The organism is Massilia sp. (genome assembly GCF_031995545.1).
Lineage (GTDB): Bacteria > Pseudomonadota > Gammaproteobacteria > Burkholderiales > Burkholderiaceae_D > Telluria.
The window spans coordinates 130,725-146,267 of record NZ_DAMAGA010000004.1; the positions used below are offsets into that span (position 1 = coordinate 130,725).

General features: G+C 66.3%; 15 protein-coding genes. 11 read left to right on the plus strand and 4 right to left on the minus strand.

Going from position 1 to position 15,543, the window contains the following annotated elements; all coding sequences use genetic code 11:
- The 7 genes from RTQ83_RS05260 to RTQ83_RS05290 all read left to right on the plus strand — a co-directional run bounded on the left by RTQ83_RS05260 (position 1) and on the right by RTQ83_RS05290 (position 6,661).
- Positions 1 to 1,497 carry a type II and III secretion system protein family protein gene (locus RTQ83_RS05260; protein ID WP_312511785.1) on the plus strand — a complete coding sequence of 499 codons (1,497 nt, stop codon included), beginning with the start codon at positions 1 to 3 and terminating at the stop codon, positions 1,495 to 1,497.
- Positions 1,494 to 1,748 carry a hypothetical protein gene (locus tag RTQ83_RS05265; protein ID WP_312511786.1) on the plus strand — a complete coding sequence of 85 codons (255 nt, stop codon included), beginning with the start codon at positions 1,494 to 1,496 and terminating at the stop codon, positions 1,746 to 1,748. The genes RTQ83_RS05260 and RTQ83_RS05265 overlap by 4 nt, the downstream gene beginning before the upstream one ends.
- A 9-nt stretch (positions 1,749 to 1,757) precedes the next feature.
- Positions 1,758 to 2,957 (plus strand): CpaE family protein, encoded by a 1,200-nt coding sequence (locus tag RTQ83_RS05270; protein ID WP_312511787.1) that lies wholly within the window; start codon positions 1,758 to 1,760, stop codon positions 2,955 to 2,957.
- Entirely contained in the window at positions 2,954 to 4,303 is a 1,350-nt protein-coding gene (locus tag RTQ83_RS05275; protein WP_312511789.1) for a CpaF family protein, read from the plus strand. Before RTQ83_RS05270 ends, RTQ83_RS05275 begins: the two co-directional genes overlap by 4 nt.
- A 23-nt stretch (positions 4,304 to 4,326) precedes the next feature.
- Positions 4,327 to 5,301: a type II secretion system F family protein gene (locus RTQ83_RS05280; protein ID WP_312511791.1), complete on the plus strand. Its 975-nt coding sequence runs from the start codon at positions 4,327 to 4,329 to the stop codon at positions 5,299 to 5,301.
- 35 nt (positions 5,302 to 5,336) lie between these two features.
- Positions 5,337 to 6,275, plus strand: a complete 939-nt coding sequence (locus tag RTQ83_RS05285; protein WP_312511792.1) for a type II secretion system F family protein — start codon at positions 5,337 to 5,339, stop codon at positions 6,273 to 6,275.
- A gap of 167 nt (positions 6,276 to 6,442) precedes the next feature.
- Positions 6,443 to 6,661 carry a hypothetical protein gene (locus RTQ83_RS05290; RefSeq protein ID WP_312511794.1) on the plus strand — a complete coding sequence of 73 codons (219 nt, stop codon included), beginning with the start codon at positions 6,443 to 6,445 and terminating at the stop codon, positions 6,659 to 6,661.
- A 40-nt stretch (positions 6,662 to 6,701) separates the two neighbouring features.
- Here RTQ83_RS05290 and RTQ83_RS05295 read toward each other — a convergent pair whose 3' ends face one another.
- The gene (locus tag RTQ83_RS05295; RefSeq protein ID WP_312511796.1) at positions 6,702 to 7,760 is read right to left on the minus strand and encodes an AI-2E family transporter; all 1,059 of its coding nucleotides are present in this window, start codon (positions 7,758 to 7,760) and stop codon (positions 6,702 to 6,704) included.
- A gap of 236 nt (positions 7,761 to 7,996) precedes the next feature.
- Here RTQ83_RS05295 and RTQ83_RS05300 point away from each other — a divergent pair, with 236 nt between their 5' ends.
- The 4 genes from RTQ83_RS05300 (at position 7,997) to RTQ83_RS05315 (ending at position 12,543) form a co-directional block, all read left to right on the plus strand.
- Positions 7,997 to 8,857, plus strand: coding sequence for a hypothetical protein (locus RTQ83_RS05300; RefSeq protein WP_312511798.1), 861 nt, complete (start codon positions 7,997 to 7,999; stop codon positions 8,855 to 8,857).
- Between the two features lie 92 nt (positions 8,858 to 8,949).
- Positions 8,950 to 10,275 (plus strand): paraquat-inducible protein A, encoded by a 1,326-nt coding sequence (locus tag RTQ83_RS05305; protein ID WP_312511799.1) that lies wholly within the window; start codon positions 8,950 to 8,952, stop codon positions 10,273 to 10,275.
- On the plus strand, positions 10,268 to 11,935 hold the full coding sequence (locus tag RTQ83_RS05310; protein WP_312511801.1) for an intermembrane transport protein PqiB: 1,668 nt from the start codon (positions 10,268 to 10,270) through the stop codon (positions 11,933 to 11,935). The genes RTQ83_RS05305 and RTQ83_RS05310 overlap by 8 nt, the downstream gene beginning before the upstream one ends.
- Positions 11,932 to 12,543 carry a PqiC family protein gene (locus RTQ83_RS05315; RefSeq protein WP_312511803.1) on the plus strand — a complete coding sequence of 204 codons (612 nt, stop codon included), beginning with the start codon at positions 11,932 to 11,934 and terminating at the stop codon, positions 12,541 to 12,543. The genes RTQ83_RS05310 and RTQ83_RS05315 overlap by 4 nt, the downstream gene beginning before the upstream one ends.
- Positions 12,544 to 12,546: 3 nt before the next feature.
- On the opposite strand, the gene RTQ83_RS05320 is transcribed toward RTQ83_RS05315, so the two are convergent.
- From RTQ83_RS05320 to RTQ83_RS05330, 3 genes are all read right to left on the minus strand, one after another.
- Positions 12,547 to 13,062 (minus strand): GNAT family N-acetyltransferase, encoded by a 516-nt coding sequence (locus RTQ83_RS05320; RefSeq protein ID WP_312511806.1) that lies wholly within the window; start codon positions 13,060 to 13,062, stop codon positions 12,547 to 12,549.
- 94 nt (positions 13,063 to 13,156) lie between these two features.
- Positions 13,157 to 14,224 carry an SDR family oxidoreductase gene (locus tag RTQ83_RS05325; RefSeq protein WP_312511809.1) on the minus strand — a complete coding sequence of 356 codons (1,068 nt, stop codon included), beginning with the start codon at positions 14,222 to 14,224 and terminating at the stop codon, positions 13,157 to 13,159.
- A 117-nt stretch (positions 14,225 to 14,341) separates the two neighbouring features.
- Positions 14,342 to 15,523 carry an acyl-CoA dehydrogenase gene (locus tag RTQ83_RS05330; RefSeq protein WP_312511811.1) on the minus strand — a complete coding sequence of 394 codons (1,182 nt, stop codon included), beginning with the start codon at positions 15,521 to 15,523 and terminating at the stop codon, positions 14,342 to 14,344.
- Positions 15,524 to 15,543: the final 20 nt, after the last annotated feature.

The following is a 15,543-nucleotide window of genomic DNA, read 5'->3' on the forward strand; positions in this document are numbered from 1 at the left end:
ATGAAACCTGCTTTCAACAAGACCCTGCTGGCCTGCGCGCTGGCACTGGCGATGGACGCCAGCCACGCCGCCGGCGCCAGGAGCGCGCCGGCCACCGTTGCCGGCGCAACCGCCCTTGCGCCGCCGGGCGACTGCATCGACTTGCGCGCCGGTATCTCGCAGCGCATCGCACTGGTGCGCGGCAAATCGCAGATCAAGCGCTTCTGCACCCCGGCCTCCCAGGTGACGGTGGGCGCGCCCGAAGTCGCCGACGTCGTGGTGCCAAGCGCCAGCGAAGTGGTGATCGTGCCGCGCAGCGTCGGCAGCACCAATATGATCGTGTCGGGCAAGGACAAGCGCTCGACCGTGATCGACATCGACGTCGGCATCGACACCGGCGCGCTGCGCGCCCAGTTCGAGGCCCTGTTCCCGCAAGAGAAAGAGATCCGCATCAGCAACAGCGGCAACACCCTGATCCTGTCCGGCACCGTCAGCGACGCGCTGGTGGCGAGCCAGCTGGTGGACCTGGCCACCGCGTTCAACGAGGGCGCGCAACTGGTCTCCGGCGGCGAGGCAGGCAGCCCGCCGGCAGCCGGTGCCGGCACCGGCGCCGCGACCGCGCCGGCCAGTGCCAGCAAGCCCGACGTCAAGGCGCCGAACCGCTCGGTGATCAATATGCTGGCAGTGGCTGCGCCGCAGCAGGTCATGCTGGAAGTGAAGATCGCCGAAGTGTCGAAGTCGCTGGTCGACCAGCTCGGCGCCCAGGCCGGCTACTCGAAGAGCAACGGCAGCTGGACCTACGGCATCCTGTCGAACCTGCTCAGCGGCGGCGCCGGCCGCCTTAGCGCAATCGGCAACGGCGCCAAGAGCCTCACCATCGACGGCGAGAACCGCGACGGCCTGGTCAAGATCCTGGCCGAGCCGAACGTGATGGCGATCAGCGGCCAGGAGGCCAGCTTCCTCGCCGGCGGCAAGATCTTCATTCCGGTGGCGCAGAACAATTCCAGCGGCAACAACACCATCACGCTCGAAGAGAAAGAGTATGGCGTCGCGGTACGCTTCACTCCGACCGTACTGGGTAGCGGCCGCATCAACCTGCGCGTGGCGCCCGAAGTATCGGAGCTGAACCGCGAGGGCATCGGCGTCAGCCTGAACGGCGCGGCCAGCGCCATCCTGCCGGCCTTCACCACCCGCCGCGCCTCGACCACGGTGCAGCTGCAGGATGGCCAGAGCTTCGCCATCGGCGGCCTGATCCGCAATAACGTGACCAGCAACATCCGCCGCTACCCGTTCCTGGGCGAAGTGCCGGTGCTGGGTTCGCTGTTCCGCAGCAGCGACTTCCAGAACGACCGAAGCGAGCTGGTGTTCATCGTCACGCCGCACCTGGTCAAGCCGATGGAAGCGGTGCCGGCGCTGCCGACCGACGCCTATGTGGCGCCGACCCGCGCCGAGTTCCTGCTCGAAGGTAAACACGAAGGTGCGGCAGTCAAGAATGCCGCCGCAAAGGACAAGCCATGAAACAGATCCGCATCGTACTGTCGCTGACGCTCGTTAGCGCGGCGGCCCTGCTGGGCGGCTGCGCCACCGACGGCCCGGCCACCGACGGCGCCAGCGTGCGCAGCATCGTCGCGCGCCAGATCGCCGATCCGCAGCCGCAGCGCCGCCCGGCCACCATCGACGGCAACAGCGCCGTCGAGATCGTCAAGAACTACAACGACTCCTACGCCAATCCTCAGCCCCAGCAGGCCGGCTCGGCGTTCGGGCGCTAAGAGGTTACCGTGAAGATCGCAGTCCTTTCGCGCGACGAGCGCCACCTGATCGAGCTGGCACGCCAGCTGCGCAACCGCCCCGGCAGCGACGAAGTCGACATGATCGCCGGCTCGCCGGCGCGCCTGTCGACCATGGCCGACGAAGCCGTGCCCGACGTCCTGATCGTCGACCAGCCGCGCCCCGAAGAAGGTGAACTCGACCAGCTCGAGCGCATCGGCCAGCTGTTCCCGCGAATGGCTTTCATCGTACTCACCGGCGACCTGTCGCAGGAGTTCCTGCTGCGTGCGATGCGCGCCGGCGTGCGCGAAGTCCTGCCGGCGGCGCCGGGCATCGCGGCGCTGGGCGAAGCGCTCGACCGCGCGCACGAAAAGATCGGCCACCACGGTGCGGCCCAGGGCCAGGTGCTGGCCTTCATCTCGTGCAAGGGCGGCAGCGGCTCCACCTTCCTCGCCACCAACCTGGCCTACGCGCTGTCGCAGGGCGGCAGCAAGCGCGTGGCGCTGATCGACATGAACCTGCAGTTCGGCGACGCTTCGCTGTTCGTCTCGGACAACAAGCCGCTGGCCACGCTGTCCGACGTCGCGACCCAGATCCACCGCCTCGACCCGTCGTTCCTGGCCTCGAGCATGGTCAGCGTCACGCCGAACTTCAGCGTGCTGGCCGCGCCGTCCGATCCGGCCCACGCCAGCGACGTCAAGCCCGAGCACGTGGACGCCATCATCAAGCTGGCACGCCGCCAGTATGACTTCGTGGTGCTGGACGTCGGCCGCAGCCTCGACCCGGTCAGCATCCGGGCGCTGGACCACGCCGACACCATCTATCCGGTGCTGCAGATGACGCTGCCGTACATCCGCGACGGCAAGCGCCTGCTGACGGTGTTCCGCAACCTCGACTACGGCCGCGACAAGGTCGAGCTGATCATCAACCGCTACGACAGGAACGGCGACATCACGCTCAAGGACCTGGAAGAAGCGTTCGACACCGAGATCAAGGTCACGATGCCGAACAACTACGACGCCGCCGCCAAGTCGGTGAACCAGGGCGTGCCGGTCACGCGCCTGGCGCCCGAGGCGCCCCTGAGCGCCGCGCTGCTGGAGATGGCACGCCAGCTCACCGGCGAAGCCGCGCCACAGCAGGCCGAAGGCCTGATGTCGCGCATGTTCAAGCGCCGTGTCGGCGCGCCTGACCGCAGGAAGGCAGCACGATGAATACCTCCGCAATCTCGCTGCGCGAACGTCTCGGCAGCACCACCAGCACCCCGCGTCCGGTGGCCCAGCGCGGCCCGATCGACAACCGCGCCTACCACCAGCTCAAGGCCCGCATCCACGAGTCGCTGCTCGACCGCGTCGACCTGGAAAGCATGCAGCGCCTCAGTTCCGACCAGGTGCGCCAGGAACTGCGCCTCTTGGTCGAGCGCCTGCTCGAAGAAGAAATGGTGGTCATCAACGACGCCGAGCGCAAGACCCTGACGCGCGACATCCAGAACGAGATGCTCGGCTTCGGCCCGCTCGAGCCGCTGCTCGAGGATCCAACGGTGTCGGACATCCTGGTCAACACCCACAAGCAGGTGTACGTCGAGCGGCGCGGCAAGCTGGAACTGACCGACGTCACCTTCAACGACGACGCCCACCTGATGAAGATCATCGACAAGATCGTCTCGCGCGTGGGCCGCCGCATCGACGAATCGAGCCCGATGGTCGACGCACGCCTGCCGGACGGCTCGCGCGTGAATGCGATCATCCCGCCGCTGGCGATCGACGGCCCGGTGATGTCGATCCGCCGCTTCTCGGCCGATCCGCTGCGCCTGGCCGACCTGGTCTCGTACGGCAGCATGACCGCCGACATGGCCGAAGTGCTGCAGGGCCTGGGCAAGGCCAAGGTGAACATCGTGATCTCGGGCGGCACCGGCAGCGGCAAGACCACCATGCTGAACGTGATCTCGGGCTTCATCGGCCACAGCGAGCGTATCGTCACGGTGGAAGACGCGGCCGAACTGCAGCTGCAGCAGCCGCACGTGGTGCGCCTGGAAACCCGTCCCGCGAACATCGAAGGGCGCGGCGAAGTCAATCAGCGCGCGCTGGTGAAGAACGCACTGCGTATGCGTCCGGACCGCATCATCCTGGGCGAGGTGCGTGGCGAAGAAGCGATGGACATGCTGGGCGCGATGAATACCGGCCACGAAGGCTCGATGGCGACCATCCACGCGAATACCCCGCGCGATGCACTCACGCGCCTGGAAAACATGATCAGCATGGCGGCGCCGAACCTGCCGCCAAAAGCCATGCGCCAGCAGATCGCCTCCGCGGTCGGCGTCGTGGTCCAGGTGTCGCGCCTGACCGACGGCAAGCGCAAGGTGCTGTCGATCTCCGAGATCACCGGCATGGAAGGAGAGGTGATCACGATGCAGGAGATCTTCACCTTCAAGCAAACCGGCGTGCTGGACGACGGCACGGTGCAGGGCCAGTCGGTTGCCACCGGCGTGCGTCCGCGCTTCGCCGAGCGCCTGCGCACCTTCGGCGTGAACCTGGCGCCGCACATCTTCGAGCCGCGCTGATCGCTTCGGGACTGACGCTACCAATGGATACCACATTCATCCTGTTCATCGCGGTGCTGTTCGCCGCCGTCATGCTGCTGGTCTGGGGCCTGTACGTCGGCTGGGCGGCGCACCGCAACCCGGAAGCCGAGCGCATCGCGCGGCGCCTGCGCAACGTGATCGGCGCCGAAGTGCGCGAACTCGACGTCACCATCGTCAAGGAACGCCGCCTGAGCGACAACCCGGACACCCACGCGCTGCTGCGCCGCCTGCCGGGCACCCGGCGCCTGGACCGCATGCTGCAGCAGGCCGGCGCCGGCTACATGGTCTCGCGCCTGCTTCTGGTGTGCGCAGTGTTTCTGCTGCCGGGACTGATGCTGGCGATCTGGCTCGGCCTGCCCGGCGCGGCGTGGCCGCTGGCCGCCCTGGCGACGGCGGCACTGCCGCTGATGCAGCTGGCGCGTGCGCGCCAGGCGCGCCTGACCCGCTTCGAGCGCCAGTTGCCGGAAGCGCTGGACATGATGGGCCGCGCGATGCGCGCCGGCCACGCCTTCCCGACCGCGCTGAAACTGGCGGCCGAGGAAGTGCCGGCGCCGCTGGGCGAGGAATTCAAGGCCGCGTTCGACGAAGTCAATTTCGGCGTGTCGATGGGCGACGCCCTGAGCAACCTGGCGCAGCGCGTGCCGAGCATGGACCTGCAGTACTTCGTGGTCGCGGTACTGATCCAGCGCGAGAGCGGCGGCAACCTGACCGAGCTGCTCAGCTCGATCAGCACCATCATCCGCGACCGTCACAAGCTGGCCGGCCAGGTGCGCGTGCTGTCGGCCGAGGGCCGCATCTCGGCCTGGGTGCTGTGCCTGCTGCCGTTCGGCGCCGGCAGCGTGATGTACATGACCAACCCCACCACCATGGGGGTGCTGATCCATGACCCGGTCGGGCGCCAGTTGAGCGGCGCCGCGATCCTGATGATGATCTTCGGCGTGCTGGCGATCCGCAAGATCGTGCGCATCCGCATGTAAGCCGCAGTCGACATTATCCTGAACCGAATTCTGCAATGAACAAAGTCCAACTCCTGATCCTGGCGGTCCTGTTCCTGACCATCTTCGGCTGCGCCGCCGCGGCGATGCTGCTGCTTACGCGTGACCCGGTCAAGACCCGCCTGAACGCGCTCGACGAGCGCGACAGCGTGGCGCGCATTCCCACCCGCAGCTGGCGCGAGCGCCTGGCGCACTTGGCCGAGCCGCTGGCCAGGCTGTCGGTGCCGGCCGAAGGCTGGGAAGGCTCGCCGATCCGCCTTCGCTTCATCAACGCCGGCTGGCGCGGTGCCTCGACGCCCGGCCTGTTCCACGCCGGGAAGACCGCGCTGACGGTCGGCCTGCCGCTGGCCGTGTTCCTGCTGCTGCGCCATGACAGCAACCGCACCATGAGTGTGACTTTCCTGTACCTGATTGCCGCCGCCGCGGTCGGCTACTACGTGCCGGACATTATCCTCAAGCGCAAGATCGCCACGCGCCAGCGCGAGATCTTCGAGAGCTTCCCGGATGCGCTGGACCTGATGACGGTGTGCGTCGAAGCCGGCCTGGCGATGGACGCGGCGCTGGCGCGCGTCGGCGCCGAGATCGGTCTGAAAAGCCCGGTGCTGGCGGAAGAGCTGCAACTGGTAACGCTGGAACTGCGCGCCGGCAGCGCCAGGGAAAAGGCGTTGCGCAACCTGGCGCTGCGTACCGGGGTCGAAGATGTCGATAACCTGGCCAAGATGCTGATCCAGGCGGACCGGTTCGGTACCAGTGTCGGCACCGCGCTGCGGGTGCAGTCGGAGCAGCTGCGCACGCGCCGGCGTCAGCTGATCGAAGAGAATGCGGGGAAGATTGCGACCAAGCTGTTGTTCCCGTTGATCTTTTGTATTTTCCCGGCGTTGCTGGTGGTGTTGCTGGGACCGGCAGTGTTGCAGATCATGCGCTCGGTGGGGCCGGTGGCGGCTGGCGCAGGCTGATGGTATGGCAGACAGGAGACGATCCAACGGCATATTCCGTCAATTGCCGGCCTTCAATTCAAGATAGATGATCTGTGAATGGCTCGTATCATGGATTGCAATTTGATTTCTATCTCTAAGAGCGCATACTAACGTCATTACAGCGCAACTATCTGAGAGAGAACATCATGTCGACCCTGTCCATTCACCCGTCCGCCGCCGTTCAACTGTCCGCCATGGCCAGCGCCGTGGCGCGCTTCGTGCGCAACCTGTTCCAGCCGGCACCGCTGGCAGCCGGTCATGCGACCAGCACCAACGTCTGGGCCCTGTACCGCATGACCCGCGGCGCCGACGCCGTGTCGCCGGCGGTGGCAGCACACCTGGCAGCGCACGCACAAGCGCAATAAGTGCCGTCAGGCGGCGGGCCGCTCGGGCCCGCCCTTGTGATCAGTCTTCGTGGAACTCGTCCGCGCGGGCAAACAGGTCCCACGCCGAGATGAACAGGGCCGCGATCACCGGCCCGATCACGAAGCCGTTGAGCCCGAACAGCGCCATCCCGCCCAGCGTCGACAGCAGGATCACGTAGTCCGGCAGCTTGGTATCCTTGCCGACCAGGATCGGGCGCAGGATGTTGTCCACCAGCCCGATCACCAGTACGCCATAGGCCGCCAGCACGATCCCTTGCCAGATCGCTCCCGTCGCCAGGAAATAAATCGCCACCGGCGCCCACACCAACGCCGCACCCACCGCCGGCAGCAGCGACAGCATCGCCATCACCACGCCCCACAGCAGTGCGCCCGGCACGTCCAGGATCCAGAAGATCAGTCCGCCAAGTGCACCCTGCGCCATCGCCACCAGCACATTGCCTTTCACGGTAGCCCGGATCACGGTGGTGAAGTTCTGGAACAGGCGCCCCTTGTACGCGACGCTCAGCGGCACCGCGCGCTGGATGCGCGCAGCGACGATGCGGCCGTCGCGCAGCAGGAAGAACAGCAGGTACAACATGATGGTCGTGCTCACCACGAAGTCGAGCGTATTGCTGCCCCAGCGGACGGCATAGCGCGCGGCCGACTGGCTGATCTCGGCGGCGGCGTCGGTCAGCTTGGCTTCCAGCGTGGCCAGATTGGTCAGCTCGAAACGCTCGAGCAGCGAGGTGGCCCAGTCGGGCAGGACGGCGACGATGCGCTGGAAGTAGGCGTTGAAGTTCACCTGGCCCGAGCCGACCTGCACGTAGATGGCGGCGGCCTGGTCGATCAGCGAGGCGGCGATCATCGTCAGCGGGAAGATCACCATCAGCAGGATCACCAGCAGCGACAGCAGCGCCGCCACGGTCGGCTTGCCCTTGGTCGCGCGCAGCAGGCGCGACTGCAGTGGAGCGAACACGATCGCGAACACCACGCCCCAGAACACGGCGCCGGAATAGGGCAGCAGAATCCAGAAGAAGGCGATCGTTACCAGCGCCAACAGAAGCAGGAAGGAATTTTGCGGAAGGGTGTATTGCTTCATTGACTGGTATTAAAAGTTATTGTTGATCAATCATAAACCATCGGCGTCTTCGATCGTGCTGTCCGTACGCCAGCGCGCACAACGGTTAATTAATGACTCGTGCGTCATTTTCGCAACATTTCCGTTCAATCGTGCGGGTTATCAATGTGTCATTTGGCGATAATCCACTGTCGCTGCGCCAAGAGCCCCTCTGGCGGGCAGTTTGATTTGACCTTGTCATGATTGGAGAATAAAAAATGTTCCGCGCTGATTTCCGTACCCGTCCGACCCTGATCGCCAACCTGCTCAAGGGCGCCTTCGTCCTGGGCGCTGCCACCGCTGGCATGGCGCAGGCCCAGACCCAGTCGACGGTGTCGCCTGCGCTCGACCGCATGGATATCGCGGTCGGTGCCTTCTACGCCGAGCCGAAAATCCACCTGGGCGCCAACACCGAAGAGTTCGGCCGCCTGGATACCCCGGACGAGAAGATCGACGAGGAAACCCTGCCGCGCGTGAAGGCCAACATCCTGTTCGGCTCGAACCATGGCCTGCACCTGGACTACTTCCGTTACGACAACGACTACAGCGGCGACTTCGCTGGCAGCACCGTCTATGAAGGCCGCGACGTCAGCGGCACCGCCAGCGGCAACGCCAAGCTGCGCATCGAACTGGCGCGCCTGACCTACCGTTACTGGTTCGGCACCGGCAACGACGTGTTCGGCGTCGGCCTGGGCGCGGCTTACCTGCGCGGCAAGATCTCCGGCTCGGCCAGCGCCACCGTCACCGCCACCAACCCGGCCCAGACCGAAAGCTGGAGCGGTTCGGCGTCGGCCAGCGACAGCGCCTACGCTCCGGTGCTGGACTTCGGCTACCGCCACCAGTTCAACGAACAATGGCGCCTGTTCGCCGAAGCCTCGGGCGTCAAGAAGAATGGCGGCAGCACCGAAGGCCACGTGTACAGCGGTTCGGTCGGCGTCGAATGGTTCCCGCACAAGAACGTCGGCCTGGTGCTCGACTACGGCATCCAGAAGATCGCACTCAAGCGCAACAACGAACGCGCCGCCGAAATGGATCTGAAACTGACCGGCCCGTCGGCTTTCGTCAAGGTCCGCTTCTGACCTGCGCAGGTATTCGCGCTTCGCTGAAACGCGCGCCTAGTTGCTGCCGGTCATGATACATAGTGCTATTGCATGATGAAAGACCGCGCGGTATGAAACCTGGTGAGCTGATCGGCTGTCACGACTGCGGCTGCCTGTACCAATGGCAGCCGCTGTCGGTGCGCGAGCGTGCGCGCTGCGCGCGCTGCCACCTCGAGCTGTACCGCTGGCACGCCTCCGGCCCGACCGCCCAGACCGACGCCATGGTGGCGTTGACGCTGGCGGCGGTGCTGGTATTTATCCTGGCCCAGACTTTCCCGATCGTCAATCTGCGCCTGGCCGGTATGACCTCCGGCGTCACCCTGCTGCAAGCCATCGGCGTGCTGTGGGGTGAAGGCATGGGCGTGATCGCCACCATGGTGCTGCTGTGCGCCGTGGTTTTCCCCGGCATCGAATTGAGCGCGTTGCTGTATGTCGCCATTGGCCTTCGCCGTCGGCGCCGCGTGCCGGGCTTTAACCTGGTGCTGCGCACGGTGCAGGGCGCGCGCCACTGGGCGATGACCGAAGTGCTCATGATCGGCATCCTGATCACCGTCATCAAGATGACCAGCCTGGCGCGGGTGGAGCCGCATCCGGGCCTGTTCGCGTTCGCCTTTCTTACTATTCTGTGCGCCATCGTGATGCGTTACGAACCGCGCGCGCTGTGGGCGCTGGCCGACCGCCAGGTGCCGCAGCCGGACGACGTGCGCCGCGCCCAGGCCGCCGCGCACCACGGTCACCATCACCATCATCATCGGGAACCGGCGGAGCTGCTCGCCTGCGACACCTGCGGCCTGGTGAACCGTCTCGACGCGCAGGCCGCCGCCACCGACGGCGCGCGTACCCATGAACACTGCTGCCGCTGCGGCGCCGCGCTGCACCGGCGCATCCCCAACAGCATCGGCTGGACCTGGGCCATGCTGGCCGCCGCCACGCTGCTCTATATTCCCGCCAACATCCTGCCGGTGATGTACACCCAGTCGGTCGGCGGCACCGAAGGCGACACCATCATGAGCGGTGTACTGCTGTTCTGGAATACCGGGTCGCCCGGCCTGGCGATCATCATTTTCATTGCCAGCGTGGTGGTGCCGGTGTCGAAGCTGGCGGCGCTCGCCTGGCTCAATGGATCGGCCCAGCTGCGCTCGCGAAAAGCGCCGCTGGCGCGCACCCGCACCTACCGCGTGGTGGAATTCATCGGCCGCTGGTCGATGCTCGATATTTTCGTGGTCACCCTTACCGTGGCGCTGGTGCGCTTCGACCTGGTGGCGGTGATCACCGCCGGCCCCGGCGCGATCGCCTTCGGCTGCGTGGTCATCCTGACGATGGTGGCATCGCGCCAGTTCGACCCGCGCCTGATCTGGGACCCGATCGATTCACATGGAGAACACCAACATGTCTGAACAGGACGGCGTACGCCCGCCTGCATCTTCGTCCACGCCTGGCCCGGAGCCGGTGCCGCCGCAGGCGTCCGGCCCGGCCGGTCCGCGCGCGCCCAAGCCGGCGATCGACCGCCCCAGCCGCTGGCTGCCTTCGCTGATCTGGCTGATCCCGGTGCTGGCCGCCATCATCGGCGCCTGGCAGGTGGCGGTCTGGATGGGCAACCGCGGGCCGACCATCACCGTCACCTTCGCCACCGGCGAGGGCCTGGAAGCGGGCAAGACCAAGGTCAAGTTCCGCGACGTCGACATCGGCCAGGTCGAGTCGGTGCGCCTCGGCGAGGACGCCGGCCGCGTGGTGGCCGAGATCCAGATGGCCAAGGAAGCGCGCCGCTTCACCGCCGAGGACAGCCGCTTCTGGGTGGTGCGTCCGCAGATCGGCGCGGCCGGCGTGTCGGGCCTGAACACGCTACTGTCCGGCGCCTACATCGGGGCAGCACCCGGTACCAGCGAAAACACCAAGGATGCCTTCGCCGGCCTGGAGACGCCGCCCGCCGTGCCGTACGGCCTGAAAGGACGCGAATACCGGCTGCACGCCGACACCCTCGGTTCGGTGGCACCGGGCTCGCCGGTCTACTACCGGCGCGTGAAGGTGGGCCAGGTGGCGTCGGTGACGCTCGACGCCAGCGGGCAGGGGATCGACATGTCGGCCTTCGTCGAAGACAAGTACACGGCCCTGGTGGGATCGGACACGCGCTGGTTCCACGCCAGCGGCGTCGACCTGCGGCTCGATGCCAACGGCCTGAAACTCAATACCCAGTCGCTGGCGGCGCTGGCCACCGGCGGCATCGCCTTCGAATCGGTGGATGGGCGCAAGCCCGCCGCGCCGGCGGCTGCGGGAGCGCGCTTCGTGCTGGCCGAAGACCGCACCGCGGCGCTGCGTCCGCCCGATGGCCCGGCGGTGAGCGCGGTGCTGTACTTCGACGGTTCGCTGCGCGGGCTGACGGTCGGCGCGCCGGTCGACTTCCGCGGCATCGCGCTGGGCGAGGTGCGCAGCATCGGCGTCGAGTTCGACCGCGAACGGCGCAAGCTGAACATGCCGGTGACGGTCGACCTGTATCCGGGCCGCCTGGGACAATCGTTCCTGGAGACGCTCAACAGCACCACCGGCGGCGACGCGCTGGCGCAGATGGTGGGGCGCGGCCTGCGCGGCCAGCTCAAGAACGGCAACCTGCTCACCGGCCAGCTGTACGTGGCGCTCGACTTCCACCGCAACGCGCCCAAGGCGGCGCTGGCGATGAAGAACGGCCAGCTGGTGTTCCCGACCGTGCCGGGCCAGCTCGACGAACTGCAGACCCAGGTCGCGAATATCGCGCGCAAGCTCGACAAGATTCCGTTCGACGAAATAGGCAATAACCTGAACCAGACCCTGATCAAGGCCAACGCCCTGATCGCGCGCCTGGACGGCCAGGTACTGCCGGAGATGAAGGACACGCTGGTCGCCGCCAAGCAGACCTTCGCCAGCGCCGAAAGCCTGCTGGCCCAGGATTCGCCGCTGCAGTCCGACCTGCGCCGCGCGCTGCAGGAAGTGACCGACACGATGGACAAGCTCAACGATCTGGCCGACTATCTCGAACGCCATCCGGAATCGCTCATCCGGGGCAAACCGCAGGAGAAGAAATGAAGGGATTCACATTCGCCCGTAAGGCGTGCGCCCCGCTGGCCTTGGCCGCCGTGCTGGCCGGTTGCGCCAGCGCGCCGCCCGACCAGTTCTATACCCTGAGCGACAGCGGTTCCGTTCCCGCGCCGGCGGCCGGCGCCGGCCGCACGTACATCGAAATGCGGCCGGTGACGGTGCCGGACCAGGTGCGGCGCAACCAAATGGTGGTGGCCAAGGGCGAAGGCCAGGTCGACCTGCTCGAACACCATCGCTGGGCCAGTAAGCTCGACGACCAGATCGGCAGCGCGCTGTCGCTCGGCATCGCCGCGCAACTGGGTGCGGTCGATGTGTACAGCAACCCGGCGCCGGCCGGTGCGCCGATCTACCGTATCAGCGCCAGCGTGCAGCGCTTCGAATCGAAGCTCGACGACTACGCGCTGATCGACACGGTATGGAGCGTGCGCCGCGCCGGCGACCAGGCGGTGCTGACCTGCCGCAGCGTGTTCCGCGAATCGGCCGGCAGTGGCCATGCGGGACTGGTGGCCGGGCACCGCGCGGCGCTGGCCAAGCTGTCGGCACGTATCGCGGATGGCGTACGCGCCCAGGTGGCGGGGCAGGCGCCCGCCTGCTGACGGTCAGGCGCTGCGCTCGATCCGGTAGCGCATCGCCACGTTGCACCTTTCATAGCGGGCGCCGTAGCGCGCCATGATGTCGGCGTCGTGCTTGAAGCCCGCCTTTTCGTACAGGTGGATGGCAGCGGCGCATTTGGCGTTGCTGAGCAGGTAGAGCGGATCGGCGCCCAGTTCGGCGGCGCGGCGGATCATCGCGTCGAGCAGGAATTCGCCGGCCTTCAAGCCACGCGCGTCGGCGCGCACGCCCATCTTGGTCAGTTCGAAGCCGTTGCCGCCGGTATGCTGCAGCGCGCAGGTGCCGACAATGCCGAGTCCTTCGGCTTCCACGAACAGGATGGCGCCGCCCGGCTCGATGATGCGCGTGCGCGGATTGCGCAGCACTTCCTTGTCGGTCTCTTCGAGTGCGAACATCTCCGTGATCCACTCGGCGTTGATGTCATGGAAGTGGTGCGCCAGATCGTCGCTGAATTCACGGATGGTCAGGCGCACGAGCGTGCCGCCGCCGGAAGATGTGTGCATGGTGTCCACCCCTTGATGTGTCATCGATATCGGGGTGGATTGTCGCACCATTTACGGCAGCCCGTGCAAGCCGGGCCCGGGCCGGCTCGAGCGCTTACGGGATCAGGCGCTCGGCGCGCAGGCGCGCGAACAGGTCGAAGAACGAATCGTCAGTCGCCTGGTAGGCGGTAAAGCCCAGGCGGCGGCTGTTTGCCATGTCGGTCATGACTTCCAGCGGACGGCCCAGATCGAGGTCGGTGTGCCATGCCGATGCCAGGCGATCCAGGTCGGCTTCCACCAGGCCGTGCTTTTGCGCGATCTGCTGCCACAGCGCGTGGTCGTTCGCCATCGCCGCTTCCAATGGCTGGATGGTGCCGTTGAAGCCCGCCGCTTCGACGCCGAAGTAGGCCGCCAGTTTCGGCCACAGCCAGCTCCAGCGGAACACGTCGCCGTTGACGATGTTGAAGGCTTCGTTGCACGCCGCGTCGGTGTCGGCGGCCCAGACCAGCTGCCTGGCCAGCATGCGCGCATCGGTCACGTCAGACAGGCCGTTCCATTGTGCGGCCGAGCCAGGGAACTGGAACGGCCGGCCGGTCTCCTTGCAGATCGTGGCATACACTGCCAGCGTGGTCCCCAGGTTCATGGCGTTGCCGACCGCCTGGCCGATGATGGTGTGCGGACGGTGGATGGTCCAGGTGAAGCGGTCACGTTTGGCGGCGGCGTAGACTTCGTCTTCCTGCGCGTAATAGAAATTCTCGAGCGGCAGGCGTGGCTGCGATTCGCGCAGCGGGGTGTCGGGTAGGGTGCCGGAGCTGGCGTAGGCTTCGAACGGTCCCAGGTAATGCTTCAGGCCCGTGACCAGCGCCACGTGGCGCACGGTCTTGTGCGGCGACAGCGCGTCCAGCAGGTTACGCACCAGGGCGGCGTTGACGCGGATGTTTTCGGCTTCGGTATCCTGGCGCATCCAGGTGGTGATGAAGACGTGGGTCGGCTTGACGTCGGCCAGCGCGGTTTTGAGTGCGGCGGCGTCGAGCAGGTCGGCGGCGACGTGGCGTACGCCGGGCAGGTCTTGCGGAGGACGGCGCGACAGGCCGACCACGTTCCAGCCATTGGCAAGCAGTTCGCGCGCGACGTGGTTGCCGCCGATGCCGGTGATGCCTGCGATAAGTGCCGTGCGTGTCATGTCGAATCTCCCGATAGCTGAACAAAGGCGTCCATTGTAGGACGCTCATCGGAAACCCGCGCACGGCTGCCGCGAAAGCGCGCCCGTAAAGACGGGCTTTGCGGCAAATTGTCGAGCTTAGAAGGCGGCGATGCCGGTCTGGGCACGGCCCAGGATCAGGGCGTGGATGTCGTGCGTGCCTTCATAGGTGTTGACCACCTCGAGGTTGACCATGTGGCGGATGATGCCGAATTCGTCCGAGATGCCGTTACCACCCAGCATGTCACGTGCAACGCGGGCGATGTCGAGCGCCTTGCCGCACGAGTTGCGCTTCATGATCGAGGTGATTTCCACTGCCGCCGTGCCTTCGTCCTTCATGCGGCCCAGGCGCAGGCAGCCCTGCAGGCCGAGCGTGATTTCGGTCTGCATGTCGGCCAGCTTCTTCTGCACCAGTTGGTTCGCGGCCAAGGGTTTACCGAACTGCTGGCGGTCGATCGTGTACTGGCGCGCGGTGTGCCAGCAGTCTTCGGCCGCACCGAGCGCACCCCAGGCGATGCCGTAGCGGGCCGAGTTCAGGCAGGTGAACGGGCCTTTCAGGCCGCGCACTTCCGGGAAGGCGTTTTCTTCCGGGCAGAACACATTGTCCATCACGATTTCGCCGGTGACCGACGAGCGCAGGCCGAACTTGCCGTGGATTGCCGGGGCCGACAAGCCCTTCCAGCCTTTTTCCAGCACGAAGCCGCGGATCGCGCCTTCGTCGTCCTTGGCCCAGACCACGAACACGTCGGCGACCGGCGAGTTGGTGATCCACATTTTCGAGCCGGTGAGCGAGTAGCCGCCGTCGACCTTGCGCGCGCGCGTCACCATCGAGGCCGGGTCGGAGCCGTGGTTCGGTTCGGTCAGGCCGAAGCAGCCGATCCATTCGCCGGTGGCCAGCTTGGGCAGGTATTTCTGGCGCGTTTCTTCGTTGCCGAATTCGTAGATCGGCACCATCACCAGCGACGACTGCACGCTCATCATCGAGCGGTAGCCCGAGTCGACGCGTTCGACTTCGCGCGCGATCAGGCCGTAGGCGACGTAGTTCAGGGCCGGGCCGCCGTATTGTTCCGGGATGGTCGGTCCGAGCAGGCCCAGTTCGCCCATCTCGCGGAAGATCGAGGTGTCCATGGCTTCGTGGCGGAACGCTTCCAGGATGCGCGGCTGCAGCTTGTCCTGGCAGTAGGCAGCGGCGGCCTCGCGCACCATGCGTTCTTCGTCAGTTAGCTGGCTGTTCAGCAGCAGCGGATCGTCCCAGTGGAAAGCGGCTTTTTTGGAGGTCATGATGGTCTCGTTATAAAAAT

Bases quoted from the DNA above. Each gene is read 5' to 3' on its own strand.
- RTQ83_RS05260 (WP_312511785.1), top strand. From the start codon at position 1: ATGAAACCTGCTTTCAACAAGACCCTGCTGGCCTGCGCGCTGGCACTG.
- RTQ83_RS05265 (WP_312511786.1), top strand. From the start codon at position 1,494: ATGAAACAGATCCGCATCGTACTGTCGCTGACGCTCGTTAGCGCGGCG.
- RTQ83_RS05275 (WP_312511789.1), top strand. From the start codon at position 2,954: ATGAATACCTCCGCAATCTCGCTGCGCGAACGTCTCGGCAGCACCACC.
- RTQ83_RS05280 (WP_312511791.1), top strand. From the start codon at position 4,327: ATGGATACCACATTCATCCTGTTCATCGCGGTGCTGTTCGCCGCCGTC.
- RTQ83_RS05285 (WP_312511792.1), top strand. From the start codon at position 5,337: ATGAACAAAGTCCAACTCCTGATCCTGGCGGTCCTGTTCCTGACCATC.
- RTQ83_RS05290 (WP_312511794.1), top strand. From the start codon at position 6,443: ATGTCGACCCTGTCCATTCACCCGTCCGCCGCCGTTCAACTGTCCGCC.
- RTQ83_RS05295 (WP_312511796.1), bottom strand. From the start codon at position 7,760: ATGAAGCAATACACCCTTCCGCAAAATTCCTTCCTGCTTCTGTTGGCG.
- RTQ83_RS05300 (WP_312511798.1), top strand. From the start codon at position 7,997: ATGTTCCGCGCTGATTTCCGTACCCGTCCGACCCTGATCGCCAACCTG.
- RTQ83_RS05305 (WP_312511799.1), top strand. From the start codon at position 8,950: ATGAAACCTGGTGAGCTGATCGGCTGTCACGACTGCGGCTGCCTGTAC.
- RTQ83_RS05310 (WP_312511801.1), top strand. From the start codon at position 10,268: ATGTCTGAACAGGACGGCGTACGCCCGCCTGCATCTTCGTCCACGCCT.
- RTQ83_RS05315 (WP_312511803.1), top strand. From the start codon at position 11,932: ATGAAGGGATTCACATTCGCCCGTAAGGCGTGCGCCCCGCTGGCCTTG.
- RTQ83_RS05320 (WP_312511806.1), bottom strand. From the start codon at position 13,062: ATGCACACATCTTCCGGCGGCGGCACGCTCGTGCGCCTGACCATCCGT.
- RTQ83_RS05325 (WP_312511809.1), bottom strand. From the start codon at position 14,224: ATGACACGCACGGCACTTATCGCAGGCATCACCGGCATCGGCGGCAAC.
- RTQ83_RS05330 (WP_312511811.1), bottom strand. From the start codon at position 15,523: ATGACCTCCAAAAAAGCCGCTTTCCACTGGGACGATCCGCTGCTGCTG.